Consider the following 25,254-nt stretch of genomic DNA (forward strand, 5'->3'; position numbering starts at 1 on the left):
GAGGTTTCCTGTGCGTGGCGGGCGGATCACCCGGCATAACGATGTTGATGAAATTTAAGCTCTGATGCGTTCGGGCTTCGTTCGGGCGGCACCCGGCGGGCGTTGAAGACGGAGAGCGTCCCGAAAGCGAAGATAACTGTCCGGTGAGAAGCGCGCGGCGACGGCGATCATGACAATGCTGCCGATAGCCATCAGGGTCCAGACGTGCGTGAGATCGGCGAAGACGTCACGGAACCCACCGGCGATCAGCGGTACGAAGCTTGCGATGATGTAGCCGCCGCCCTGGACGATGGACGTGAAATTGCCCGCGATCGTTGGGTCGTCGATATGGTCGATTGCGACGATGATCGATAACGGGAACAGAATGCCGATGCCCACCCCCAGCAGCACCATCGCGGGGATGGCCAACGCGACCGGTGACACGGTGAGGACGGCAAACCCGGCGGCCACCGTGATTAGGGAGAAGATCAGGGGGCCGCGCCGATCCGGGAAGTGATGAACGAAAGCCGCGACGCCGAGGGCCGTTGCGGCCTCGACAACAGTCAGGATCGACAGCAACAGACCGGCTCTTTCGGCGGGCTGCTGAAGGCCGAGGTAGAAGGGAGGGATCCAGGCCATCGCCAGCATGAAGGCGCCCGTTCCGACGCCGAAGAAGATCACGAGCGACCAGCAACGTGGGTTCCTCCATAATTGCGGTGAGTTCGAGGCACTGACCGACGCGACCGTGTCGACGCCGCCTTCGCTCCTCGCGCCACGGGACGCCAGAAGCCAGACGATCGTGGCGATCAGCGCCGGCAGTGACCAGGCCGCTAATGTTCCTTGCCAGCCGAGGTGGCTCGCGAGGTAGGCAGCCAATCCTGCGGCTACGGCGGCGCCGACCACGATGCCGGTGGAATAGACCCCGATCACGCGACCCGTTCCGGCCCCGTAATTGCGCTTGGCGAAGCTTGGGGTCAAAGCTTGGATGATCGCGATTCCGATCCCCGCCCCGGCGGCGGTGAGGATCAGGCCGGCGGCGCCATTGAACCAGTACCGCAGAAGGCAGGAACCCGCGATGACGAGGCCGCCGAGCGCGACGCCCCGCGTTTCGCCCAGCAATGCTCGGATCTGCCGGACATAGATCGCGCCGAGTCCCATCAGAAAGACGGGTATCGTCGTCAACAATCCAAGACCGAGCGAACCAATTGGGGTCGTCCCGAGTATAGGCGTGGCAAGGGGTCCAATGGCGGCGACGGCCGGGCGCAGGTTCAGTGAAAGCAGGAAGATGGCAAACAATAGAAGCGAGTGGTTCTTCGTTTCATCTCTTGTCGACATGGGTTTGGCTCCGAAGGGTTCGGGGTTAAGCCGGGTTCAACCGTTGGATGACCGACTTTGATAATCGGGCGATTTGAGCAGGCGGCCGATATGCGGCTGGATGTCCGGTTCGTAGACCGCTTCGTGCCATCGATCCGGAGGAACGTCCTGCAGGGCAATCGAAATGGCGCCGGGATCGCAGCGGAACGCACCTCGAATCGCCTCGGCGATGGCACTTTTCAGTCTCTCGCGCGCCCCCCGATCGAGGTTTGCCGGAAAATGCTTGATGATGACGTGAGGCACGGTCGATCTCCCTCGAATTAGGCCGATATCCGCACCGGGACCTCGCCCGGTTCGCTTCCGGCGGCTGCGATTGTCGTTAGGGCGGCGATCACATGCGGCAGTCCCGCCGGTTTCAGCACCGTGTAATGATCCGGCTCCAGATCGAGGATCCGCACCGTGCTGGAAAGGCTGACCGATGCCGCTTCGACGAATGACCGGCTGTCTCCTTGAGCCCTCAGAATCGTTGCTGGTGTCTTCAATGGCCGCTCGCGGGGTTCCGGGCCGTAGGTCGGTCCGTAAGTCGCCGTCACAAGCCGGACGATGCGTTCGATCAATCCTCTGTCGAGCGCCGGATAGGAGGTCGCCACATGTTCGATGAAGCTGGCCTCGTCCTTGGCCGTCCGCACACATGCCTCGACAAGCGGGGGGTCTATCGAATGGGCGAACACAGAATATAGAATGGTGAGGAAGGAGCGATCGCGGAAAAGCGTATTGCTATCGCCCCGCACGGGCTGCCCGCTTTCGAGTTCCGGAGAGCCCGGGGCCAGGAAAACCAGTTCCTGCACGGTCTCACCGGCCTCTTCGAGCTGAGCAGCGACTTCGTAAGCGACACGGGCGCCGAATGAATAACCCCAGAGGCTGTAGGGGCCTTGCGGCTGGATACTGCGAATGATCGCGACATCCGCAGCGGCCATCTCTTCGATCGAACCGGAAATCTCCTCGCCGGGATTGACCCCTGATGCCTGCACACCCATCACCGGCCGTTTTGTCTCCGGGGCTTGGGCGAGAGGCCGGAGGTTCATTGGATAGCCGCCGAGGCCGGGCCACAGGAAGATCGGCGTGTCGATCCCGGACCGAAGCGTGACCACCCGGGCAATGTCGTGCTGGCGTCCTTGAGCGATGCGCCGAGCGAGCTTTTCGATCGTGGCGTCCTCGAACAGCACCTGGATGGGCAGATCCACTCCCAGCGTCTGGTTGATTTCCAGTACGACTGTGACCGCTTGCAGCGATCTCCGCCGATCTCGAAGAAGTCATCCCGTACGGAAACGTCATCGAGTTTCATTTCCCGCCGCCAGATCGTGCTGATCGCCTCTTCGATGGCGTTGCGCGCCGGCACGAACTCCCGTTCGGAATGGTGTTCGTCGAAGACGTTCGATTGCTTGAGCGCGACGACATCCACCTTGCCGGATGCGCTATAGGGGAGCTGGTCGATCACCACGATGCGGCTCGGGACCATATAGTCGGGCAGGATGTTTTGAAGGTCCTTACGCACGAGTTCGGCGGGCCCATCCATGTGCACCGTATCCTCCCGCATACCCTCGTGAAAGATCTGATTGGCGCTGATCTTACCCGCCAGAGCGAAATAGACAGCAGGCTCCGGCTCGTCCGGCTCGTGCAGGATATCGAATATCCTCCGGGCGGCGACCAGGTCCTTGCCGGTCTTCGAGCTGTATCCCGACGACATCAGGCCAATCTGAATGTCGTTCATCTGCAGGGTTTGGAGACCCCGCCCAAGATCGATGTATCGACGCCACGCATCGGTCGTTCGGTTAACGAATGTGACACCGGCACTGGACCGTTCATAGACCTGCTGGTTGATGGCGATCACGTGTTTCTGTTGAACCACATGCTTTGAAAATGGCTCAAATCGTGCATCCCGGTACCGATAGGTTCCAGAAGGCAGGCCGTCGACCTTATCGCTATGGGCCTGAACGTAAATTTCAAGCGCTTCGGCTTCTTCGCGTTCTGAAAACGGGACAATGTCGAACGACCCGAGATACGCATGGTCCTCATCCAGGCGAAGCAACGCACCACCGTCGTTCACAAACGCGCCGCGTCCGAGCGCCAAGCCATATTCCGGCAGAACGGCATCGAGCAAGCCGAGGATATGCCCCGTCTCCATCTCGAGCACTTCGAGGATGTTGTTCTTATAGACAGGCCGAATAGCCGCGACATTGCCGGTGAAGTGCAGCGTCGCGGAAGGAGCCGAGACTTCATCGCGCTCTGCCCGGATCAGGACAAGACGATGGTCGGCGGGATGATAATAATAATGCCCGGACGGGATGCCCGCTATGTTGCGAAGCTCGATATAAACTTGCGTCGCGTAGAGTGCGCCCGGCGAAGCATAGGCATATTTCGGCAAAAGCCGTTCACGGCTCCGGAACTGCCCAAGGTTTCGCATGAGTGCCCCGAGGGTCTTCAGATCCAGGGCCGAAAGGCTTGACGACGGGCCTGTAACCACTGGGCGTTCCAGCAACTTGAGGAGGTCGGTTGACGACAGCCGGCCGCCGTCAAAGAAGCGGTAGGTTTTCCGCGCAAAGGCCCGCCGACGTTGAACCACCGTTTCCTCCCGGCCAGGAAGATCGACCGACGAACGGCCTATGAGGTCGTCGGCCCGCCGCAACCCGGCATCGGAAAGCTGCGCCCTCACTTGCACGCGACTTTTCTTGGTCTGGTGGTGCGCTCCGTGGTCGCCCTGGTCCATGACTGATGCGTCTCGGGGATTGAGCTCGACTCCTGCAAGCAGGACCAGCTGGCCCGTCCGGGCATGCGGTTTGACAAAGACTGCCGCCGATTTCACCCAGTCATGGTTTTCGATTGCCATGCGGACCTCATCCAGCTCGATCCGATAGCCTCTGAATTTGACCTGATTATCCGCACGGCCGACGAAGTGCAGGGTGCCGTCCGGGTTGAGCCTGACAAGGTCGCCGGATTTATACATGCGGACCGGCTCCTGGCCGGGCGCCGGCGACAGTTTGACAAACCGCTCGCTTGTCTGCTCGGGCCGGTTCAAGTACCCCTCGGCGACCTGGACCCCGGAAATATAAAGTTCTCCGGTCTCTCCTGGCGACACTGGCCGGTGCTCTTCATCCAGGATATGGCACCCCGTCCTGGCGGCCGGCAAGCCGAGCGGAACGGTCTCATCCAGATGCTCCAAACCTTCACGCGTAACAGTAAAGGAAGTGGCATTGATCGTGCATTCGGTTGGGCCGTAGAGGTTGACCAGCGTGACATCCGGCTTGACCTCGAGAAGTCGCAACGCGAGCTTTCGGCTTAATGCCTCACCACCACTGAAGATGCTTTTCAGCGTGCCTAGCTGCCCGAGCTCCGGATCGTCCGCCAAGGCCTGCAGCAAAGTCGGCACGGCCTGCAGCATCGTGACGTCGTGAGCCTTGATCATCTGAACGATGCCGGCGGGATCACGGTGTATGCCCGGATATCCCATCACGACCGTGGCCCCGCAGCAGACGGCCAGCAACTCCCATTGCGCGGCATCGAAACTGATCGGCGTCTTCTGCAAGATCTTCTGGCCGCTGATGAGGTGATGCTCCGTTTGCAGCCATGTGAGTTGGCTGACGATCGCCCGGTGCGAGATCGATACGCCCTTCGGCGTCCCCGTCGTTCCCGAGGTGAAAATCACATAAGCGAGATCGCTGCCGGTCAGTTCGTTCACCCGGAGATCGGGGTCCAGCGTCTTGATGGCTGAATTCTCCCCGACGGACTCGACGTCGATAACCTCGACGCCGGGCAGCAGGAAGTTCGAGAGCGCAGCATGGCCTTTGGAATGGCTGACGATGACGGAGACGCCGCCATCCCGCGCCATGAGCGCTAGACGCTCCTCCGGATAGTCCGTTGCGAGCGGGAGATATGCGCCGCCTGCCAGAAGCACTGACCAGACACCCACCAGCAGATCCACGGAAGGCTCGATGAAAACCCCTACCCTGTCGCTTGGGCCGATGCCGCGCTCGCGCAGGGCGTGGGCCACCGTCAGGCATCGTTCGACGAATTCGGCATAGGAAAGTGAGTTTTTCCCGTCGGTGACGGCGATCTCCCATGGCCGGCTTCTGGCCTGGGCCAGCAACATTTCGGCCAAGGTCATTCTCGTGCTGAGCACGTTCAGACTTGAGATAGCGCGTCGCCCCTGGAAAGCGGGAGTCGGGGGAGGATTCGTCAAGATGTGGCGTTCGACAGACATTCCAGTGCTCCTTTGCACCACTTTTGGATCAAACGGTACAGAACAAGTGCTAAGCGAACCGCGCTACGCTGCTTCGTTGAAAGCTTCCTCTCTGTTCTGATTAAGCAGGGAAGTGACCGGGTCCAAAGATCACTTCCGGATATCCCGGAGTATTTTTTTATTGCTGGATCTCACCGGCTCAATGAGTCGAGAACAGCGATCCGGCTCGCTCGACGGAATCGGCGATCCCGCTGTGTCTCAATGCATGCCAATAGAGAACGGCGTTGTTGGCGATGACAGGCTTACCAACCCGGTTTTCCGCGAGCGCCGCAAAGGCCGCCATTGGCACGTTCGTGCCAACCTGCACGATCACCTCGACCTCGGGCCGGTTCACCGCCTCGACCGCGGCCCGAAGCTTTGCCGTCGTCACGTCCGCAATCCGAGACGGGCTCTTGCCGCCGAGGCCATGGAGCGCGACAACCTCGTATCCTCGCTCGACGAAAAAGCGGCTTGCCGGATCGTCTCCGATTTCGGCATAGGGACTGATCAGGCCAATCCGGCGCAACCCGCCGAGTTTCTCCAAAGCCGCCTCGATCGCGTCCGCGCTGGTTGTAATCTCGGCGCCGCCGGCAGCCTCACGAAACTGCGCCACAAGTGACCGGTGATGCTCCGCGCCTTCCCAATAGCTATCCGGCGATACGGCTACGATGACGCGTTGCAATCCGCAATTGCTCAAGCTCTTCAAGGCGTCGCCAGTCGACCTGCGTATTCTGTCGATCACGCTGTTGAAGCCGGCTTCCTCTTCAAGGGACTCGTCATCAATGATGATGCGGGCAAGATGATTGGTGACGCCGGCAGGTCGCAAAGCATCCATTTCCGGCTGTACCGACGTATTGGTCGACGGAACCGCCACACCAAGTTTCAACCGATATCCAAGAAGATCAGGCATCCAAACCTCGCGGAAGAAGGCACAAGCGAACAGGAGGCGAAGTCAGGCCGATGGCTAACTTCGCAGAGTCGGATACTTACGCTTCTGTGGATCAGGCGAGGTAGGAAGCAGCGATGTCGAGTTTGCCAGCACCGCGTGCGGCGGCCCGTTTAAACCTGCTCTCGCCAGCCGTCACCAAGTCGAGCTTCAGGCCGGCTTCCTTAGCGGCGGCGTCGACAAGCTTGCTGTCTTTGATGGCGTTGTCGATCGAAAAGCTCGGCTCAAAATTCTCATTGAGGATTGCGGACGCTTTGGCTTGAAAGAATGGACTGTCAAGGGGCCCGCCCTTCACGACGTCGACCACAAGCGCGGGATCAACACCCAAGGCTTTGGCAAGTGAAAGGCTTTCTGCCGTCCCATGAGTGAGAGCAAGAACCAGGCTGTTCAGGGCGAGCTTCAGCCTCGTGGCATCGCCTGCCAGCTCGGAAACCCAGACAGAGCGGCTCCCGATTGCATCGAATATCGGCTGAACCCGCTCGCGCCCCTCGGTCGGCCCTGAAGCCAAGATGACGAGTTTGCCCGCTTCTGCCGGCTGACGAGTCCCCTGCACCGGGGCATCGAAGTACGTCCAGCCCTTCGCGGCCGCAAGCTCCTTCAAGCGCGCTGTGGGCTTGATGCCGACTGTGCTGAGCTGGATCCATATGGCGTGGCCGTTGTCGGGCCGGATTGAGGAAATCGCGCTCTCCACCGCCGGACCGTCCTTAAGGACTGTGATGACGATGTCGGCCCCTTGGACCGCCTCCGCCGGATCAGCCGCAACGGCAATTCCTTCTTCCGAAAGCGCATGCGCCTTTTGAGCACTTCGATTCCATACCCGGACTGCGAAGCCCTTCCTATGGAGATTGCGTGCGACCGGTGCGCCGATGATGCCGGTGCCAAGCACCGCGATGACGGCCGAGTTTTGACCGGTTTGCCCTTGGTGCGACATGTGAACCCCTTTTCAAGTATAACCACAGGAAGTACTCAACTATCGCTAGTTATGGACTGCTCGATACAAAACTGTCAAGGCACACAACTTGCTATAGATTTTGGGTTCTGGAGAAAAAATGACTGTATTAAAGAGCGTCTATAGTAATATTGACGATATCGAGTAAACGGCGTTGGCGGCCCTTTTCGGCGCTGCCCTTTCCCATCACTCTGAGACCCTGAACGGAGCTCAGGACAAATCGTGCCAAGGCCCGGCTATCCCGAGCGCTGCTCAACTCGTTTTTCTCCTGCCCGCGCTTGATCGCGGAAGTAAGAGCGTTCTCCAACCGAGTGAGGTGATCGGCGACCAGCGCCGCAATTTGGGGATCGTGCTGCGCGACATCCAAGCTGCTGTTGGCAACGAGGCAGCCTCGATCGTCCCGGCCGCTCATTTCATCGTTCACAACTGACATCAGCAGCTTGCGAACGATGTCCTTAACCGGCGCGTCCTGGGCTACGAGCATCACGTTCGCCGACGTAGTTTTGTGATATTGCTGCAAGGCGACTTGATACATCTGCTGCTTGCTGCCGAAGGCATTATAGATGCTGCTTCGCGACAATCCGGTTTCACGGGTAAGGTCGTCCATCGAGGTGGCAGCATAACCCTGCTTCAGGAAAACGCGCATGATCGCGTTTGCCGCAGCTTCCGAATCGAATTCCCGAGGTCGCATTTCTGGCCCCTTTTAGTCTGACCGGTCCAAATATCACCCCGACCAACAATGGGCAACGCGGAAGGAAACGCGGATTCTGCGCCTCAACGATGCCTGATCTGATTGTGAGCTTGTCGTTGCCAGCCTGGCCAACGACATCCGGCGAGGCTCAAGCCGCGGCGGTCGTGTTCCGAGCCCGTGATCTCCCGGTGAAGCAGCGCACCCAGATCGGCAATACCTTGCGCGGGCATTTGCCGGAATTTGGGATCGTGGTGACCGAAGGGCCGGCTTACGTGCCGCATCCCATGCAGGCTACCTAGGATTGAGCCGAGCCAATCCTGAAGATCGCCCGACGGATCCTCCAGACGCTGATTGAGATACGCCATCGGCTGGACGAGCAGATTGCCCGTTTGGATCGCGAGACCGTCGTGAGGGCAAAGACGGCTGAGACGGCGCGTCGGCTGATGACCATTCCCGGTGTCGGCCCGGTCACCGCGGCGGCCCTCGCGCCTCCAGCCGAGACCCTCAAGTGCGGCGGGACATCGCCGCATGGGCCGGGCTGCCCTCACTGCAGCATTCGCCCCCAGCAAGCAGAAACTCGGGGCCACCTCGAAATCCTCAGCCCTGCGTTTGCGCCACTTGCGGAAGGTTTCCGTACTCACGCCGAAACGTATCGCCAATACGCATATGGGCTCAAGGAATCAGGCAGTCTCGATCCGGGCGGCTAGGGTGGTGTGGGCTTGGGGTGGATGGACAGCATTCGGTTCTCCCTCGATGCGGAGAAGGAGGTCCCATGCCAGAGCGTCGGACATACTGCTCAATCGCCCAACGTACCCGCTTCCAACAACGTTCCGCCACCAGATGACTCAGCAAAATGCGTCCTGAAGAATACCGCGTATATGACCTATCTTCTTGATAAAATGACAATTCTCCGGTGCACCAGAAAAACATCATTTCATTAAGAAGCTAGAGCGAGTTCCCCACACATCTGGTGCGGTTGACCGCAAATGACAGTCCTATGTCAGCGTATCCCTTTATTTGGCGAAGTCTTCATCGTGGAGCACTTCTGAGCAGTCCATATAGCTCAAGCTAAGCGCCAATTAGACATTTCCCGCGAGGATAGTTCTGAAGATCTGCCTGCCAGACACGAAGATGATCAAGCCAACGCCGGCCTTCCGGCCAAGCGCCGTGGCCGCTGGCGACATTGATATGGCCAGCATCCCCGACATCAACGAAAGCGGCCTCCCAGGCGTTCGCAAGGACACGAGCACGATCCGGGGCCATATAAGGATCAGTGCGGCTCGCAATCACGAATGCAGGGAAGTGAAAGGGATCGAGAGGCAGCGGTCCAAACGAGGCGAGTTCGGGAACGGGTGGACGCGTCAACTCAGGATCAGCCGGCGCGACCAGCAAGGCACCACCGATATCCAAATTGGGATGTTGAGCGGCCAAGTGGGCAACCAATGTCGCCCCAAGACTATGGCCGACGAGAATGGCTCCAGGCTTCTCTCTTATGTGACGAACCAGCGTCGCCAACCAAACGTTAAAATCAGGAGAACTCCAGTTTTCCTGCTGGACGCGTTCCGCATTGTACAATTCAGCTTCCCAATGGCTCTGCCAATGGTCCGGCTCTGAGCCATGCAGCCCTGGAACAATGAGTATGGTCATAGTTCATTCCTCATGAATAAAGCTTAATTTAATTAAAAACTGGGTCAAGAAACGAAGTGCCCAAATAACGTCGGCAAGGTGGAACATAAATTCTCAAGTCAATGAATAGAAAGAATTTTTATTTGCAGAACAAGCACGAGAACAATTCCGTAATGGGCGCAAAGAATCGCTCACGCTGAACTCATACCAAGTCTTGGTGATCAGAACCCGTGTGCCCAGTCGCGCAGGCCGATCGACATGATGGTCCACGGCTGCTCGGTGAGCTTGTTCCACGCCGCGCAGCAGTGATCGAGGATGTCCGTGTAGGACGTGAAGACCCGGTTGGAGATCCAGTTCTCGCGCATGTATTGCCAGATGTTCTCGACCGGGTTCAGCTCAGGGGCTTTCGCCGGCAGCGGCACCAGGGTGATGTTGGGTGGCACCCGCAGTTTGCACGACACATGCCAGCCCGCCCGGTCCAACAGCAAGACGGCGTGAGCCCCCGGCGCCACCGCCTGCGCGATCTCCTTCAGATGTTCATTCATGGCCTGTGTGGTGCAGCGGGGCAGCACCAGGCCGGCTCCCTTGCCGTGCGCCGGGCAGATGGCCCCGAAGATGTAGGTGGAGGCGGTGCGCAGATCCCGCGCGGCCGAGGGACGGGTGCCGCGCCTGGCCCAACGCCGCGTGATCTTGTTCTTCTGGCCGATGCGCGCCTCGTCGGCAAACCAGATCTCTAGCGGCTTGCCGTGAGCCTCGTGGGTCGCGATTTCCGCCACACGCGCGGGGAAGTCTTTTTAAAAGCGGCCACGGCGGCATCGCTCTTGGCGTGATGACGCGGGCGGGCCGACAGCTTGCGATAGCCCAGCGCGCGCACTTCCCGGCTCAGGGTCTGCTTCGAGATCGGCAGGCGGTGCTCATCCCAGAGCCACTGGATCAGGTCGGCCAGGCGCCAGCGCACCACCCCGTGCACTGCCGGGATCGGGCCGGCCTCGATCATCTGCACCAGCAGCTGACGATGCTGATCGGTGAGCCGTGAGGGCTGGCCCGGAGGCTTGCGGTCGATCAGCCCCTCAGGGCCCTCAGCGTTGAACTTGAGCACCCAGTCGCGCACGATCTGCAGCGTCACCCCGCCAATCCGCGCCGCCTCGGTGCGCGCGGCACCCTCATAGATCGCCGCCAGTGCCAGAAGCCGCCGCGCCTGGGCGGCGTTCTTCGTCTTGCGGGCGAGTGCGCGAAGCTGAGATGCATCAAAGTCAGACCGGAGTGGGATAGGCATGGCGAACCTCCCTGATTCGCCAAACTGAATCACACTCATCCCAGTCCGGGAAATCACGAACGAGTCAGCTCTTCAGGGACTTGGTATCACTCAAGATGCGCACTCATCGCGCGTGATCGGTGCGTCCCAATTTGGGTCATCATCACCTTGCCCCTGTGAGCCTGCTGGACTGGGTTAGGAATCGAGTCTGCATGTGGGAGGCGGGATTGAAGCGGGCGCTTCGCACTCCAGTGGAATGCTGATGTGCTCGGTGCCACCTGTGTGACGACGTTTTCCAAGGTCCTTAGGGGGGCGAGCCGACTGCACGGGCAGATAAAGCGGCCCTGGCGGCCATTTCCCGTATCAAATTATTCTGCGGAGCATGGGCCCGCCCGCAAAGAGCATCCCGGTGATGACGCTCGAGCGGATGGCTACGCCTCAGGCCAGGATTGCCGCCGAGTTCCAGGGCCAGCGTTGTGATTGCTACGGCGTTCTCAATGACTTGGTGTTTTACAAGGCCTGGCTGTATCCCAAGTCTTTGCTTCGCATCGGCATCTTCCGCAGTCGTCCTCAGCAATCGTTCATTAATGGCGAGCCGGTATTCGATTTCTCCGATTCCGTCGCGAATGCGGGGAACGGTCGAGAGCGGCTGCCCCAGGCTGCCTGGGGCACGTGTGATGGCAAAGTCGAGGATCCAATTGCCGGCTGCACGGGCGATGCCCTGATAAACCGCCGCAATGAGAAGGAAGTACCATGCTGACGCGTTCTCATCACGCTTCAAACCTTCCGAAGCCGGCTGAGGATCGATGATGTCGGCGATGGGAACCTCAACATCCTCGAGGATGAGGTCATGGCTCGCTGTCGCCCGCATGCCTGTGGCGTTCCACGTTTCGACGATCGTCAGGCCCGGCGCGTCGGCTTCCACCAGAAAGGACGCGAGGCGCGGCACCAGCTCGTCCGTCACGGCCAGGACGCTCACATATCTGAGCCCGGGGATACCGGTGGCATAGGTCTTGTGGCCGGTGATCCGCCAGACATTGCTGTCTCGCCGGGCGATGGTGTCAGGCAGAGCTCCGTGCGAAGGCGAGCCAATACGGGGTTCCACCTGGGCGGAGTTGATCAAGGCCGCTCCCTGAAGATTTGCCGTGCTGATCCGCTCCACGAGGTGCTTCGGCCATTTGCCGCTGCGTGAGATTGCATTGTGGTGGCTATAGTGCATCGCAAGCACGAGTGCCGTCGAAGGCTCGCCTCTGGCTATTTCCGCCACGATCGCTTGGGCTTCCGCGAGCCCTCCGCCATGGCCCTGATTCTCAAGGCTTGCCGTCAGACGCAAGAGATCCGCTCGGTAGAGTTGATCCACATTCGAGAATGGAAAAGCCCCGGTCTCATCATGGTGGGCGGCACTGACCGAAAAGCGGTCAGCCAGAACTTGCGCCCTGTCCAGAAGCACCGGGAACTCAACGATGGTCATTTGACAGCTCTCAAGCAGCTTTCTTGCCGAGCGTGGCATAGGGTCGATGATCGGCCCATTGCTCGACGGTAAAATCGCCCGCAAGGAAGCCCCAATCCCTCAGGAAGTCCTTGTAGCAGCTGACAGCGTCCAATAGCTCCGGATCAAGTGAAAGGCCCAGACGGCGATGCACGTCAGGGCCATGGGCGGCGAGCACCTGTTCTTCGGTCGCGCCGCTCTCCCGGGCGATGAAGCGGCGCGTGTCTTCGGGATGGGCCGCGGCCCAGACAGCGGCGCGATGGACGGCTTCGATCAGGCGGCTGACCAGATCGGGGCGCTCCTCCGCAAGAAGCTCGTCGACAGTAAGGAGACGCGGCGATCCCGAATTGATGCGAACCTTCGGGTCTGGATGGAAGCCGAACTCTGCCACTTGGATCGCGCCGATGAGGTTGGCAACATTGATGCCTGCAGTTCCCTTGACGAAGATCGCGTCGACGTCACCTCGGATCAATGCCGTGATGTCCTCGCCATAGGCCTGACGTCGCTTCAGCCCGAACAGAGAAGGTCCTTCCTGCTCGTCCAGGACAGAATCGGAAAGTGGGATGTCGACGATCTCAATATCCTGAGGGGTCAATCCTTCTAGGGAGAGCGCCGAAACAAGACCTTTGAGGGCCGTCGCGCGCATGAAGTCGACGATCCCCTCGGGGCGCCGGGCAATACCGAAGCGGCGGTCTTTCAAACCCTTGACGGTGCGGATGCCGGTCGCAGGAAGGGTGATGACGGCCTGGAATTCGTCAGTCCAGGTGATCCAGACCAAGCGGGTCTTGCGACCTTCCGAACGGGCGCGGATCGGCGGCACGTTCCCGCCGTGCCTGAATGACCAGCTTAAGGTGTGATTGAAGTGACTCTGGCGGATGTCCCGGTTCGGCGAGTCGATGATCGACCTGAGCGCAATGCCCTCCGCCTCAAAGGCTTCTTCAAGGTATCCGAGCTGTGCCGCCAGCCCCAAGGGCGTTGGCACCGGGCAGCGTGTGTACCAGATTTCGGAAGGATTGGTTGTGGTCATGGTCGATCCGTGTCGGGAGAACAGGGCTGCAGCCGCGGATCGTGCCACGGCCGCGGTTTGTCAGGCGACGATGTAGGCGTCCGCGAGCGAGCCGCCGGTTCCCTCAGCGCCTGTCGTGTGGTTCGCGATGCGTTTGTTGAAGATTGTCGTGTCGGGCGACGTACCGATCCCAATCTCCGGCAGGTCTTCGACGATCTGCCGTTGAATGGCTGTCCATTGCTGGACGCGCTTGGCGTCGTCGAGCTCGATAGCTGCGGCCTCCAGCAGTTCGTCCACCTTCGGGTTGCTGTATTTCGAGCCGTTGGAGAATGGCACGCCCGGTTTGAAATTCTTGCTCCAGAATAGCCGCTGCACGCCAACGGTGGGATCAAACAGGTTGCTCATTCCCTCGAACGCGAAGTCGAAGCTCCTGTCGGTGTAGATGCGCTTGGTGTAGGTCGCGAAGTCCTGGGTTCTTACGGTGACGTCGACGCCGATCTTGGCGAGTGCCTGGCGCACATACTCCGCGCTGCGCTTCGATGAATCCGTCGATGGCACGTAGTCGTGAAAGAGCTTGATGCGGATGCCGTCCGCGCCGCGCCGATATCCCGCCTCGTCCAGAAGGGCCTCCGCCTTCTTGGCGTCGGTGGCGTACGTCTTCAGGTCTGGCACATACCATTTCGCGAGATTGGGATTGATCGGTCCGGCAATTGCCGCTCCGTACCCGTAGTTCACTGTGTCGCGAATGACGGTCCGGTCGATGGTATGGGCGAAAGCCTGACGTACTCTGAGGTCCTGGAAGAACGGCTTCTCGAGGTTGAACTCGATGCGTGTTATCCCGTTCTGGTACTGATACCCGCGCGGGTCGAAGCCGATATGGGGCAGTTGCTCGAATCGCGACAACTCGTGCAACGGGATCGGCGTTGACGGCGCCACATCGATCTCTCCTGTTTCGATCGCGATGGCGCGAGCCGCAGGATCGGGAATGAACCGGACTACCAGGCGGTCTAGGTAGGGTTTCGGCTGATCCCAATAATCGGGGTTGCGTTCGTATACGATATGGCTGCCGCGGACCCATTCCTTGAATCTGAAGGGGCCTGTCCCGACCGGAGCAAGACTGACCGGGTTCTCTGCAGCCTTCGTGCCTTCGTAGAGGTGCTTCGGCACGATCGGCGTCTCCTGCGCCGCAAGGGCCGTAATCAAATAGGGCGCAGGTTTCGACAGCCTGAAGACTGCCGTCAGCGGATCGGGCGTCTGTACCTCAATCAGATTGAGGAAAGTGTTGCGGCCACGTGGATGCACTTCCTTGATGGTTTGGATCGAGTAAGCGACGTCCGCGGATGTGAAAGGCCGGCCGTCGTGCCATTTCACATTCTCCCTCAGCTTGAACGTGTACGTCAGTCCATCTTCGCTGATTGCCCAATCGGTCGCCAGCAGAGGCTTCGGGTTGAGGTTAAAATCATACGTGAGAAGACCCTCCGTGACTTTAGCCGATACGAAGACGGAGTTGTAGGCGGTATGTGCGATTGTGGTCAGCACCGGAGGTTCTGCAGAAAGCAGGAAGACCGCTGTGCCCCCTCGCTTTGGAGCCGCCCAAGCATATGAGCCGGGATTCGCCGTTGTTCCCAGCAATGCTGCCGACATCCCGAGGAATCCGCGACGGGTCGGTTTAATGATGGATGCCATTGTGATGTCTCCAGGGGTGGTGGCAAGGCAAGATTCGCCTCGACTGCCATGGTTGACGGGGTTGACTGCCTGCCAGCGATTGGAAGCCGATTATCGCCAAGAGGCAGCAATGTAGAAAATGTTTCTCGCAAGTCGCCCCTTATCGCGTCACTCGTCCTGGTATGTCCGCTCAGTGAGGCACCATAGAGAAGATTTTGCCAAGGGAATTTGACAAAGTCTATAATAATAGTCAACTTACTTGCAGATAAGGACACCACTTCGCGGATGCAACTAGGAGATCCTACTGCCGATGAGCGGGCTATTCCGAATTGGAAGGACACTGCGCCGCATCCTCGTGCGAGCCGTGCCGTCTGTCGCTGGTGTCGTGATCATCAATTTCTTTCTTCTGCAGCTTGCTCCTGGCGATGCTGCCGATGTCATGGCGGCAGAGGCGGGCTCTGCGACAGTCGAAACCATGGCGATGATGCGCGAGCGCTTCGGACTGGATGCTCCAGTGCTTCTGCAACTCGTCCGCTACCTCAACAACCTCGCGCACTTCAGCCTCGGCTTTTCGCCTCGCTACGGTGTGCCCGTCGCCGATTTGATCGGTCAGCGCCTTCCTGGAACGCTCGCCTTGATGGCTGCTGCGCTCCTGACCGCCGTTGTAACCGGATTGGCCTTGGGATCGCTGATGTCGATCTTTGCGGGACGGCTGCCCGACCGGCTGATCTCCGTCGTGTCGCTGCTCTTTTACTCGATTCCGGGCTTCTGGATCGGCTTGATGCTGATCGTCCTTTTCTCGGTGAAGCTGGGGTGGTTGCCGAGCGGCGGCTCCGAGAGCATTGGCGGGGCGAAGTTCGGTCTTGATGCGGTCGTCGATCAGGCTCGCTACATGATTCTCCCGGCGATCTCACTCGCGCTGTTTTATGTCGCCATCTATGCACGGCTGACCACGCGCCGCCATGCTGGAGGTGAAATCACAGGATTTCGTGCGAACGGCCGAGGCCAAAGGTGTATCGCCCTTCGCCGTCACGGTTCGGCACGTGCTCCGCAACGCACTCATTCCGATCACCACGCTCGCGGGCATGCACATCGGCGGCATGCTGGGTGGAGCCGTCGTGGTGGAGACGGTCTACAGCTGGCCCGGGCTTGGCCGCCTCGCCTTTGAGGCGGTCATGGCACGCGACTTCACCGTGCTGCTCGGCATTCTCCTGCTGTCGTCGTTGCTCGTCGTCGCCGCCAACGCCGCAGTGGACGTGCTGCATGCCTGGCTTGATCCACGAATTGGAGTGACATGATGGCTATCGAGGCTGCTAGCGTGTGCATTGAGGTCAAAAGTGCCACGGCACCTGAGCGCCAGCCTGCAAAGGCACCGGCACCCGAGCCCCAGTGGCGGAATGTCTGGGCTCCTGATGCAAAGTCAGTTCCGGCAGCGTCGGTTCCGGTACGGGCCGGACGCCGGGAGCTGCGCCGCTTTCTGTCGAATCCCAATGCACTCTTTGGACTGGCCTTCCTCGTCCTGGTGGCGATGACAGGGTTCGTGGCGCCACTGCTGTTTCCCGGAGATCCGTTGGCGATGGTGGCAAGGCCGTTCCTGTGGCCCGGCCAGGTCCCTGCTTACCCCTTGGGGACGGACTCGATGGGCCGCGACGTGCTCGCCGGGATCGTCCATGGAGCGCGCGTGTCCCTTTTCATTGGTCTGTCGGCCACTGCCCTGGGCTTGAGCTTTGGCGGCGCCGTCGGTGCGACTGCTGGCTATTTTGGCGGTTGGATCGACGACGTGCTGGTGCGTTTCATTGAACTCTTCCAAACCCTGCCGAACTTCGTCCTGCTGGTTGTCCTCGTCGCAATCGTCCAGCCTTCGATGCTGACCGTGACCGTTGCCATCGCACTGGTCAGCTGGCCGACGATTGCGCGTCTTGCCCGCGCCGAGTTTCGCTCGATCCGCGAGAAGGATTATGTGATGGCGGCGCGCAGTCTCGGATACGGACATGCGCGGATCATCTTGCGCGAGATCCTTCCGAACGCCCTTCCGCCGTTGATCGTCACATCCTCGGTGATGGTGGCATCGGCGATCCTGATGGAATCGGCCATATCCTTCATGGGACTCGGCGACCCGAACGTGGTCTCCTGGGGCTCGATGATCGGAGCTGGGCGCGAACTGATCCGCACTGCCTGGTACCTCACGGCTCTGCCGGGCCTTGCCATCGTCCTGACCGTATTGGCCCTGAACCTCATCGGGGATGCACTCAACGACGCGCTCAATCCTCGTTTTTCGGAGGATCGCTGATGCCACTCCTTGAGGTCGAGAACCTCTCGATCGGCTTTTCGCATGCGCAACCCGTGCGATCCCTGAGCTTCACGGTCGAAGCGGGTGAGACGGTGGCGATCGTTGGCGAGTCCGGTTCCGGCAAGTCACTGACGGCTTTGGCCTTGATGCGTCTCCTGCCGCGCAACGCACAGCCGTCGGGAGCGATGCGCTTCCAAGGGCGGGAGTTGCTCCAGCTGCCGCTGTCCAAGATGCGCGCGGTGCGTGGTCGGGACATCGCCATGATCTTTCAGGAGCCCATGACGAGCCTGAATCCGGTCGTTTCGATCGGCAATCAGATCTCGGAGGTCCTGCGCATACACCAGAGGCTTGGCAGCAGGGCAGCTCGGGCGCGGGCCATTGAACTGCTCGACCTCGTTCGCATCCCCGATCCGGCTAAACGGATCGACAATTTCCCCCACCAGCTTTCCGGCGGCATGCGGCAACGGGTGATGATCGCGATCGCCGTTGCATGCGGGCCGAAGCTTCTCATCGCCGACGAGCCGACCACGGCACTGGACGTGACGATCCAAGCCCAGATTCTCGAGTTGCTGGACCGGCTGCGTCGTGATCTCGACATGGCCTTGATCCTGATCACCCATGATTTGGGTGTCGTTGCCCAATGGGCCGACAGGGTCGTGGTCATGTATGCGGGCCGAAAGGTGGAGGAAGCGCTCCCTGGGCATCTGTTCGAGGATCCCCTGCATCCTTACACCCGCGGCCTCCTCGCCGCCTCTCCGCGCCTCAAGGCGGATTACCATTATCGCCAGGGTCCGCTCCTGGAAATTCCCGGATCTATCGTCTCGGCTGCCGGGGAACCAGGCTGTCCCTTCCGTCCCCGCTGCCGTGAGGCGCGTGCCATCTGCGGCCAGGCTGAACCGACGCTGCACTCCACCGCCGATGGCCGGCTTGTGGCCTGCCCCATTACTCTCGCGCACCTGGAGCACGCCCGTGGCATTGCTGTCGGTCTCTGACCTCTCGACATACTATGGATCCGGTGCCACGGTGGTGCGCGCCGTCGACAAAGTCTCGCTCGAGGTCGACGCAGGCGACACCGTGGCTCTCGTCGGAGAATCAGGCTGCGGCAAATCGAGCCTGGGCAAAACGCTGCTCCGGCTGCTCCGGCCCGCCAACGGCACGATCCTCTTCAAGGGACAGGATATCTCCCGCCTGGATGGCAGGACATTGAAAGAGGCCCGCCGGAGCATCCAGATGATCTTTCAGGATCCCTTCGCGAGCCTGAATCCGCGGCATACGATCCGGGACATTCTCACCGTGCCGTTGAAGGTGCACGGCATCGGCCGAAAGGAAGAGTGGTCCCGGCGGGTCGAGGAAATGACCGGCCGGGTGGGTCTGCCGCGCGACGCGCTCGAACGTTACCCGCATGAGTTCTCGGGCGGCCAGCGCCAGCGCATTGGTATTGCGCGGGCTTTGATCCTGAACCCCGAACTCATCGTTTGTGATGAGCCCGTATCAGCCCTGGACCTCTCGATCCAGGCGCAGATCCTCAATCTTCTCGTCAGCATGAAGAAGGATTTCGGGCTGTCCTACCTGTTCATCAGCCACGACCTTTCGGTGGTGCGTTACTTCGCCGACCGCGTCCTGGTGATGTATCTGGGCCGGATTGTCGAAAGTGCCGGCAATGCTGAACTCTGGGCGCGCCCGCGGCATCCCTACACCCGCGCCCTGATGGATGCGGTGCCTGATCCCTCGCGGCGCAAACAGGCGCCCGCAATCAGCGGCGACTTGCCGAACCCGTCGAGCCTGCCGACGGGCTGCCGATTCCACCCGCGCTGCCCGCTCGCCACAGACCTGTGCCGCTCGGATGAGCCCCGTTTCCGGCCTGTCGGGCCCGACCACCAAGTTGCCTGCCATTATGCCGAACTGGCGATGGGGCACTGAAGAACGGAGATTAGACTTCATGGTTGACTATCGTTATCTCGGCCGCTCGGCCCTCAAGGTTTCACCGCTCGCCCTTGGAACAATGATGTTCGGCAGCAAACGCCTGATCCGGAAGCGTTCCGCATCATCGACAAGGCGCGAGATCAGGGCACCAACTTCATCGACACGGCCGATGTCTATGGGGATGGTGCCAGTGAAAATGTGGTGGGCCAGGGCATCAAGGCGCACCGAGGTCACTGGGTGCTGGCCACCAAGTTCGTCAATTCCCACAAAAAGGGCCCCAACCTGGGAGGCCATTCGCGCAAGTGGGTGATCGAGACGGTGGAGAATTCACTGCGCAGGCTGGGCACCGACTATATCGACATCCTCTATTTCCACCGCGCCGCGTTCGATGCTCCCCTTGAGGAACCGGTGAGAGCGATTGCGGATCTGATCCGTGCGGGCAAGCTCAGGTACTTTGGTGTCTCAAACTTCCGGGGCTGGCGCATCGCCGAGGTGGCGCATATTGCCGATCAGCTGGGAATCGACAGGCCGGTTGCCAGCCAGCCGCTCTACAATATCGTGAACCGCACGGCGGAGGCGGAGCAGTTGCCGGCGGCGCATCATTATGGACTGGGCGTCGTATCCTACTCGCCGCTCGCACGGGGCGTGCTGACAGGCAAATACGTCCCGTGTCAACAACCGGCGAGCGATACGCGTGCGGGACGGGGCGACAAGCGCATCCTGGAGACCGAATGGCGGCCGTAATCCATCGCCATTGCGCAGGAGGTCGCAGCCCATGCCGAAGGAAAAGGCATCTCGGCAGCGCATTTCGCGCTTGCCTGGGTGCTGAATAACCAGTTGGTCACGGCTGCCATTGCGGGCCCTCGCACGGAAGCGCATTGGGACAATTACGTCAGGGCGCTCGATATCAAGCTCGACGCCGAGGACGAAGCACTGGTCGATAGGCTTGTCACCACCGGCCATGCCTCCACCCATGGGTTCAACGATCCCAGCCACCCTGTCGAAGGTCGTGTGCCTCGCCATTCAGATTCGTCGGCCCTGCGTACGACGCCTCTCGTGCGGGCTGTCGCCTGATCACCCCATAATGGCCGCCGAGGCGGCACTCGGAGATACAAGCCATGACTTCGTCCATTGCTAAGCCCCGCATCGTCGCCTTCACTGGATCGACCCGGCGGCCGTCCAAATCCCGCACGCTGGCAGAAACTATCGGACGCGCTGTCGCGAACCATATCGATGCCCGCATCGACTGTTTCGACGTTGCCGATGCAAGGCCAGGGCTCGGAGCGGCGTTCAACCGCCACCAGCTATCAGCCGAGGCCTCTGTAATCGTCGAGGCTGTCGAGCGGGCCGATGCCCTGATCGCCATCACTCCGGTCTATAAGGGATCGTATACCGGCCTGTTCAAGCATCTGTTCGACTTCGTCGACCAGGAAGCGCTTGCAAACCTACCTGTGTTGATCGGTGCGACGGGTGGCGGGCATCGGCACGCGCTTATTGTCGAGCATCAGCTCAGGCCTCTATTCGGGTTCTTCTCCTCTCAGGTGGTGTCGACGGCTATCTACGCCTCTGATCACGAGTTCCTTGACGGGCGTTTGGTGGATCCGGGCGTCATCGAAAGGGTCGAGACGGCGGCGCTGCAGTTGGCCGCCCTCCTGGAGGCCCGGCGCCCCTCGGAACTTCTCGCGGGGCGACAGGATCGGCTTGACCGTCTCCACGCCGTGCATGCGGTCTCTTGAGGCTTCTTGTATATTATCTTTATAGAAATTATATCTCGGGCAAAGCTCTTGCCCGAGATTTTCTTTTACAATGCTGACCGCCAAGGGAAAATACGGCCTCAAGGCCCTTATCCACCTCGCTGAGATCCCAACCGGCGAACTGGTGCAGGTGCCAGACTTGGCCAAGGCCAACAACATCCCCAAGAAGTTTCTCGACGCGATCCTTGGGGACCTTCGGAATGCCGGGATCGTGCAAAGCCGGAAAGGCAAGAGTGGCGGCTATCGTCTCGCCAGGCCCCCTGAGGAGATCAAGGTGGGCTCAATCGTTCGGGTCCTGGACGGCCCGCTCGCTCCTATTCCGTGTGCAAGCCATACGCGCTACCACCCGTGCGACGACTGCGACGTGATCACCTGCCAAGTGCGCCACATCATGTTGAGAGTTCGCAACGCCATTGCCGAAGTGCTCGATCATACGACTCTGGCACAATTGCGCGACTCAGACGAGCAAGTGCTTCCGCTGGAGCTGCGTCAGCTTAACGAGGCGGCGGGTCGCCGCCGGCGCCCGTAGGTGACGCCGGCTGACGAACTGCTTGAGGGCGCTTCATCCCCGTCCCTATCGGAGCCTCTCTCAAGGATGTCTTATGCCGCCGCAGCGTCTCTCGCATGGCGCAGGGCGAGGAGCCGCCGGGCGTTCCCGCCTGCCACCAGCCTCTGTTCCGTGTCCGTCAAGCCGGCCTCAGAAAGACTCCTTGCCAGCTTTTCTTGCGACAGTGCGGCAAGGATCGGCCAGTCCGTGCCGGCGAGCACCCGGTCGGCACCGAAGAAATTGACCAAGGTGCGAACGATGCGCGGATCATCGCCCATCGTGTCGAAATAGATGTTCGGGCGTGATGCCTGACGCCAGGCATCACGCCCGAAGCTGCCGCCCCGCGCGGCCTGCACGATTCCCCCAAGACCGAGCGTTGCGAAGATAAGGTGCAGGTCCGGCAGTTCATCAAGCAGGCCGGCGCCAAGCACCGAGAGAAACGCGATACCATTCATCAGCCCGCGGCCGAGCGAGTTCCCCCAAGCTCCTGCACCGGCGACTAGAACGTCTGCGTTCGGGTGCGCAATCGGGTGGACGAAAACGGGGACTCGATGGCGAGCGGCGACATCCAATGTAGGCCGTACCGCAGGATCGGCCAAGAACTTGCCGGCTCGTGACGAGTCGATCACCAGCCCGGACAATCCGAGCTCGGCGATGGCTCGTTCGGCTTCGCGGGCCCCAGCCTCGCCGGCAAAGGCATCGGTGACTGCGAAGGCCGCCAGGGACGGGTTTCTTGCAGCCAGTTGGGCAAGCCAGTCATTCACACCGGGCAAGAGATCGAGATCGACGGGACCCTCTGGGCCAAAAAGACTCTCGATCGTGGTGGTGACGACCGCAAGGTTGACGCCGGCAGCGGAAAATTCCTCCACCAGCGCGTCCGGATTGATGATCTTGCTGTGGATCTCCGGAGAGAAGCCGTACGTCTTCTTATCGTATCGGCCGCCGGGTCCCCAGGCTGGTGGCCACAGGTGAGTGTGGATGTCGACGATGTCGAGCGTAGTCGTCATGCGGCAGCTACCTTTCGGGCTTCACGTTGATCGATACCAGCCTTGACGAGAGGAACGACGTCGCGGCCATAGGTGACGGTGTCGGCGGTGGGATAGAAGCCGCGGACGAGAAAATTGGATATGCCGATGTCATAGTAGTCGAGGATCGCTTCGGCGACCTGCTCGGGCGTCCCCACAAGCGCAGTGGAATTTCCGCCGGCACCACTCGCTTCGGCGACTTCGGTCCAGAGCCTTTTGTCGAGCACCTTGCCGCGGGTTGCAGCTTCGCGCAGGCGCACTGAGCCGACATTGGTTGGGAGCCGCTCACCATTGCCTCCGGCCCGGCCGACTTGTGCTTTGACCTTCTCCAGGATCTCGGCCGCCTTCCCCCAGGCCTTCGCTTCTGTATCTGCAACGATGGTCCTGAACGCCAGGGTGAAGCTCACGTCGCTGGCTTGACGGCCATTGGCGATCGCCGCCGCCTTGACCTTCTGAATCGTCTCCTTCGCGCCATCGAGCGGTTCGCCCCAGAGTGCATAGATATCGGCATGCTTGCCAGCCACTGCGATCGCGGCGTCGGACGAGCCTCCAAAGGAGATCGGTATCCGGGGCCTTTGGAAGGGCTTGACCTGGCTGAAAGCACCCCTGAACTTGTAGAAACGTCCTTCATGATCGAAAGGCTCCTCGCTCTCCCAGACCTTGCGTAGGACAGTGAGATACTCATCTGTGCGCTCATAGCGCTCGTCATGGGTCAGAAAGTCGCCGTCACGCGCTTGGTCGAGATCAGATCCGCCCGTGATGATGTGAACCCAGAGGCGGCCGCCGGAAAACTGATCGAGGGTCGCCAGTTGCCGAGCGCCCAATGTAGGCTGCATCAGGCCGGGGCGATGGGCAAGGAGCGCCCCGATACGCTCGGTCTGAGAGAACACGTAGGCGGCGATTTGGTTATTGTCGGGCCATTGAGCGAACTGGCCGATGAGGAGGCGGTCGATACCGGCATCCTCGGCCGCGCGAACATGACGCTGGATATACGCTTTATCGATGACCGGCCCTGATGGTGGAATGATGTCAGAACCTTCGCGGTTTGACGTATGGCCGATGAATTCGGATGGCATTGAGAAGTTCCTCCGGACGATGGCGCCGAGCTCATGGGCAGCGGCGATGAGAGCGAAGCGTGCGGCACACTCGTGCGAGAGGAGCCTTCAAGGACAAAACACGTCAGAAGACCTTGCCCTCCTCTAGGTGGGCTGTCGTACCGTTCAGGAAAAAGTCCCCGATGACCCGAGCCTTGTGCAGCAGCGGATTGTGATTGAGCACCGTTCGGATGTTTCGCCAGTGCCGGTCGAAATTGTACTTGCGCGATGTGGCTGACCCGCCGCCGAGCTCAAACATTTGCTCGGCCGCCTTCAAGGCGAGTTCCGCTACGATCACCTGTGTGCGGGCGGTCGAAAGGGAGCTCTTGATCAGTGCGTCTTCCAGCTCGTGCGGGTCGCCATCGGCGAACGTCGCTGCGCTGCGGTCGAGGGCGCGTGCGCTTTCTGCAAGAAGCGCATCGATGGTGAAGGAGCGCGAGGCAATTTCACCGACGACTTTTTGGACGAAATGATCCTCCCTGGCCGTCTCGGCCGGGCTATGAGCCGCAGAGCGGGCCTGCTTCCGCACATAATCAAGGCCTTCGCGGAGCACGGCTCGGACCGCCCCGCCTGCAGCTGCTGCCAGATGGAGCTGGCGCAGAGTCGAGCAGTGCCGTCCAACAAGTCCATTCAGAGCACGCGGGACCAACTCGTGATCAAAAACTTCGACGTCCTCGAGCAGAACGCCACCTGAGGCCGTCAGCCTCTGGCCCATGCCATCCCAGTCGTCCAGAATGGTGATGCCTTTACGGTCGACAGGAAGCAGGGCAGTGACGAGTTCATCGTCCTCGGTTTTCGCACTGAAGGAAGCAATGTCCGCGAAAGCGGTGCCCGTGGCGTACCACTTGCGACCGTTCAGGCGCAGGCCCCTGTCAGTGCGCGTAAGGCGGGTGTTGATATCACCAGGCCGTTTCGTACCTTGTTCCGTATGGGCGCCGCCGAAGAGCTTGCCGTCAATCACGTCTTCAAGATGTCGGAGGACGCGAGGCGCATCAGGTTTGAGGATCAGGCTCTCAGTGAAGTTGAAATGCGAACGAAGAGCGTGGGCGACATTGGAGTCGGCTTCTCCAAGGACCGTGATCACCTCGATCAGATCAGCAACAGATCCGCCCGGACCACCGAGATGCACCGGAATCCGAAGAGCGCCGAGGCCAGAGGCCTTGAAGGCCGCGAATGCGGCGAAAGGCAGCTCTCGGTCAAGATCGCGCTGCGCCGCTCCGGCAGCGATCTGATCCGCTAGCGGTTGAACACGCCCGCGCAACTCGGCGAGCGTCGAGCGGGGTTTCACGGCGAAATCGGGCCTTGTCGCAAGAGATGACGGGCTCATGGGATGACACCTTACACACCTCGAAACTAGAGGTTCGCGTGCATTAGTCAAGTTAGTCTATTAAATTAGTATAGTTTGTTTTAATCTGGCATTAGAGC

At 60.4% G+C, this 25,254-nt stretch carries 20 protein-coding genes and 3 pseudogenes; 8 read left to right on the forward strand and 15 right to left on the reverse strand.

Annotation, left to right across the window (positions count from 1 at the left end; genetic code table 11):
• Window positions 1-54: 54 nt before the first annotated feature.
• From ACD578_RS28900 to ACD578_RS28930, 7 genes and pseudogenes are all read right to left on the reverse strand, one after another.
• On the reverse strand, window positions 55-1,314 hold the full coding sequence (locus ACD578_RS28900; protein ID WP_404294325.1) for an MFS transporter: 1,260 nt from the start codon (window positions 1,312-1,314) through the stop codon (window positions 55-57).
• 36 nt (window positions 1,315-1,350) lie between these two features.
• Complete coding sequence (locus ACD578_RS28905; protein ID WP_404294326.1) at window positions 1,351-1,596, reverse strand: hypothetical protein; 246 nt, start codon at window positions 1,594-1,596, stop codon at window positions 1,351-1,353.
• Between the two features lie 17 nt (window positions 1,597-1,613).
• The gene (locus ACD578_RS28910; RefSeq protein ID WP_404295517.1) at window positions 1,614-2,378 is read right to left on the reverse strand and encodes a thioesterase domain-containing protein; all 765 of its coding nucleotides are present in this window, start codon (window positions 2,376-2,378) and stop codon (window positions 1,614-1,616) included.
• 1,820 nt (window positions 2,379-4,198) lie between these two features.
• A pseudogene (locus ACD578_RS28915) lies at window positions 4,199-5,551 on the reverse strand (amino acid adenylation domain-containing protein); the annotation flags it as partial.
• 178 nt (window positions 5,552-5,729) lie between these two features.
• Window positions 5,730-6,479: a hypothetical protein gene (locus tag ACD578_RS28920; protein WP_404294328.1), complete on the reverse strand. Its 750-nt coding sequence runs from the start codon at window positions 6,477-6,479 to the stop codon at window positions 5,730-5,732.
• Window positions 6,480-6,570: 91 nt separating this feature from the next.
• Window positions 6,571-7,446: an NAD(P)-dependent oxidoreductase gene (locus tag ACD578_RS28925; RefSeq protein WP_404294331.1), complete on the reverse strand. Its 876-nt coding sequence runs from the start codon at window positions 7,444-7,446 to the stop codon at window positions 6,571-6,573.
• Between the two features lie 127 nt (window positions 7,447-7,573).
• Complete coding sequence (locus ACD578_RS28930; RefSeq protein ID WP_404294333.1) at window positions 7,574-8,155, reverse strand: TetR/AcrR family transcriptional regulator; 582 nt, start codon at window positions 8,153-8,155, stop codon at window positions 7,574-7,576.
• Window positions 8,156-8,271: 116 nt separating this feature from the next.
• On the opposite strand from ACD578_RS28930, the gene ACD578_RS28935 reads away from it, so the two are divergent.
• Window positions 8,272-8,454, forward strand: a complete 183-nt coding sequence (locus ACD578_RS28935; RefSeq protein ID WP_404294335.1) for a hypothetical protein — start codon at window positions 8,272-8,274, stop codon at window positions 8,452-8,454.
• 769 nt (window positions 8,455-9,223) lie between these two features.
• Here the strand turns inward: ACD578_RS28935 and ACD578_RS28940 are convergent.
• The 5 genes from ACD578_RS28940 to ACD578_RS28960 all read right to left on the reverse strand — a co-directional run bounded on the left by ACD578_RS28940 (window position 9,224) and on the right by ACD578_RS28960 (window position 15,217).
• Window positions 9,224-9,802 (reverse strand): RBBP9/YdeN family alpha/beta hydrolase, encoded by a 579-nt coding sequence (locus ACD578_RS28940; RefSeq protein WP_404294336.1) that lies wholly within the window; start codon window positions 9,800-9,802, stop codon window positions 9,224-9,226.
• A gap of 200 nt (window positions 9,803-10,002) precedes the next feature.
• A protein-coding gene (locus ACD578_RS28945) for an IS630 family transposase (RefSeq protein WP_404294337.1) occupies window positions 10,003-11,096 on the reverse strand; the annotation gives its coding sequence in 2 pieces (ribosomal slippage) (window positions 10,003-10,571 and window positions 10,571-11,096; 1,095 coding nt in all).
• Between the two features lie 244 nt (window positions 11,097-11,340).
• Complete coding sequence (locus tag ACD578_RS28950; protein WP_404294338.1) at window positions 11,341-12,507, reverse strand: acyl-CoA dehydrogenase family protein; 1,167 nt, start codon at window positions 12,505-12,507, stop codon at window positions 11,341-11,343.
• 10 nt (window positions 12,508-12,517) lie between these two features.
• Window positions 12,518-13,552: an ABC transporter substrate-binding protein gene (locus ACD578_RS28955; protein WP_404294340.1), complete on the reverse strand. Its 1,035-nt coding sequence runs from the start codon at window positions 13,550-13,552 to the stop codon at window positions 12,518-12,520.
• Window positions 13,553-13,612: 60 nt separating this feature from the next.
• Window positions 13,613-15,217 carry an ABC transporter substrate-binding protein gene (locus tag ACD578_RS28960; RefSeq protein ID WP_404294341.1) on the reverse strand — a complete coding sequence of 535 codons (1,605 nt, stop codon included), beginning with the start codon at window positions 15,215-15,217 and terminating at the stop codon, window positions 13,613-13,615.
• Window positions 15,218-15,506: 289 nt separating this feature from the next.
• On the opposite strand from ACD578_RS28960, the pseudogene ACD578_RS28965 reads away from it, so the two are divergent.
• The 7 genes and pseudogenes from ACD578_RS28965 to ACD578_RS28995 all read left to right on the forward strand — a co-directional run bounded on the left by ACD578_RS28965 (window position 15,507) and on the right by ACD578_RS28995 (window position 21,692).
• Window positions 15,507-16,494: pseudogene (locus tag ACD578_RS28965) on the forward strand (ABC transporter permease).
• Window positions 16,491-17,486, forward strand: a complete 996-nt coding sequence (locus ACD578_RS28970; protein ID WP_404294342.1) for an ABC transporter permease — start codon at window positions 16,491-16,493, stop codon at window positions 17,484-17,486. The pseudogene ACD578_RS28965 and the gene ACD578_RS28970 overlap by 4 nt, the downstream one beginning before the upstream one ends.
• Window positions 17,483-18,478 carry an ABC transporter ATP-binding protein gene (locus ACD578_RS28975; protein WP_404295520.1) on the forward strand — a complete coding sequence of 332 codons (996 nt, stop codon included), beginning with the start codon at window positions 17,483-17,485 and terminating at the stop codon, window positions 18,476-18,478. The genes ACD578_RS28970 and ACD578_RS28975 overlap by 4 nt, the downstream gene beginning before the upstream one ends.
• Window positions 18,456-19,406 (forward strand): ABC transporter ATP-binding protein, encoded by a 951-nt coding sequence (locus ACD578_RS28980; protein ID WP_404294344.1) that lies wholly within the window; start codon window positions 18,456-18,458, stop codon window positions 19,404-19,406. Before ACD578_RS28975 ends, ACD578_RS28980 begins: the two co-directional genes overlap by 23 nt.
• Before the next feature lie 19 nt (window positions 19,407-19,425).
• Window positions 19,426-20,483: pseudogene (locus ACD578_RS28985) on the forward strand (aldo/keto reductase).
• A 44-nt stretch (window positions 20,484-20,527) separates the two neighbouring features.
• Window positions 20,528-21,145, forward strand: coding sequence for an NAD(P)H-dependent oxidoreductase (locus ACD578_RS28990; protein ID WP_404294345.1), 618 nt, complete (start codon window positions 20,528-20,530; stop codon window positions 21,143-21,145).
• Window positions 21,146-21,215: 70 nt separating this feature from the next.
• Window positions 21,216-21,692, forward strand: coding sequence for an RrF2 family transcriptional regulator (locus tag ACD578_RS28995; protein WP_404294348.1), 477 nt, complete (start codon window positions 21,216-21,218; stop codon window positions 21,690-21,692).
• Between the two features lie 71 nt (window positions 21,693-21,763).
• Here ACD578_RS28995 and ACD578_RS29000 read toward each other — a convergent pair whose 3' ends face one another.
• The 3 genes from ACD578_RS29000 to ACD578_RS29010 all read right to left on the reverse strand — a co-directional run bounded on the left by ACD578_RS29000 (window position 21,764) and on the right by ACD578_RS29010 (window position 25,156).
• Window positions 21,764-22,717 carry an amidohydrolase family protein gene (locus ACD578_RS29000; RefSeq protein WP_404294351.1) on the reverse strand — a complete coding sequence of 318 codons (954 nt, stop codon included), beginning with the start codon at window positions 22,715-22,717 and terminating at the stop codon, window positions 21,764-21,766.
• Window positions 22,714-23,811 carry an LLM class flavin-dependent oxidoreductase gene (locus tag ACD578_RS29005; RefSeq protein WP_404294353.1) on the reverse strand — a complete coding sequence of 366 codons (1,098 nt, stop codon included), beginning with the start codon at window positions 23,809-23,811 and terminating at the stop codon, window positions 22,714-22,716. The genes ACD578_RS29000 and ACD578_RS29005 overlap by 4 nt, the downstream gene beginning before the upstream one ends.
• A gap of 103 nt (window positions 23,812-23,914) precedes the next feature.
• Complete coding sequence (locus tag ACD578_RS29010; protein ID WP_404294356.1) at window positions 23,915-25,156, reverse strand: acyl-CoA dehydrogenase family protein; 1,242 nt, start codon at window positions 25,154-25,156, stop codon at window positions 23,915-23,917.
• Window positions 25,157-25,254: the final 98 nt, after the last annotated feature.

The sequence above is a fragment of the Microvirga sp. RSM25 genome (genome assembly GCF_044784385.1).
GTDB lineage: Bacteria > Pseudomonadota > Alphaproteobacteria > Rhizobiales > Beijerinckiaceae > Microvirga > Microvirga tunisiensis.

Coding starts and splice junctions, on each gene's coding strand:
- ACD578_RS28900 (WP_404294325.1), bottom strand. CDS start 1,314: ATGTCGACAAGAGATGAAACGAAGAACCACTCGCTTCTATTGTTTGCC.
- ACD578_RS28940 (WP_404294336.1), bottom strand. CDS start 9,802: ATGACCATACTCATTGTTCCAGGGCTGCATGGCTCAGAGCCGGACCAT.
- ACD578_RS28995 (WP_404294348.1), top strand. CDS start 21,216: ATGCTGACCGCCAAGGGAAAATACGGCCTCAAGGCCCTTATCCACCTC.
- ACD578_RS28970 (WP_404294342.1), top strand. CDS start 16,491: ATGATGGCTATCGAGGCTGCTAGCGTGTGCATTGAGGTCAAAAGTGCC.
- ACD578_RS28920 (WP_404294328.1), bottom strand. CDS start 6,479: ATGCCTGATCTTCTTGGATATCGGTTGAAACTTGGTGTGGCGGTTCCG.
- ACD578_RS28960 (WP_404294341.1), bottom strand. CDS start 15,217: ATGGCATCCATCATTAAACCGACCCGTCGCGGATTCCTCGGGATGTCG.
- ACD578_RS29000 (WP_404294351.1), bottom strand. CDS start 22,717: ATGACGACTACGCTCGACATCGTCGACATCCACACTCACCTGTGGCCA.
- ACD578_RS28955 (WP_404294340.1), bottom strand. CDS start 13,552: ATGACCACAACCAATCCTTCCGAAATCTGGTACACACGCTGCCCGGTG.
- ACD578_RS28925 (WP_404294331.1), bottom strand. CDS start 7,446: ATGTCGCACCAAGGGCAAACCGGTCAAAACTCGGCCGTCATCGCGGTG.
- ACD578_RS28950 (WP_404294338.1), bottom strand. CDS start 12,507: ATGACCATCGTTGAGTTCCCGGTGCTTCTGGACAGGGCGCAAGTTCTG.
- ACD578_RS29010 (WP_404294356.1), bottom strand. CDS start 25,156: ATGAGCCCGTCATCTCTTGCGACAAGGCCCGATTTCGCCGTGAAACCC.
- ACD578_RS28990 (WP_404294345.1), top strand. CDS start 20,528: ATGACTTCGTCCATTGCTAAGCCCCGCATCGTCGCCTTCACTGGATCG.
- ACD578_RS28910 (WP_404295517.1), bottom strand. CDS start 2,378: ATGAACCTCCGGCCTCTCGCCCAAGCCCCGGAGACAAAACGGCCGGTG.
- ACD578_RS29005 (WP_404294353.1), bottom strand. CDS start 23,811: ATGCCATCCGAATTCATCGGCCATACGTCAAACCGCGAAGGTTCTGAC.
- ACD578_RS28930 (WP_404294333.1), bottom strand. CDS start 8,155: ATGCGACCTCGGGAATTCGATTCGGAAGCTGCGGCAAACGCGATCATG.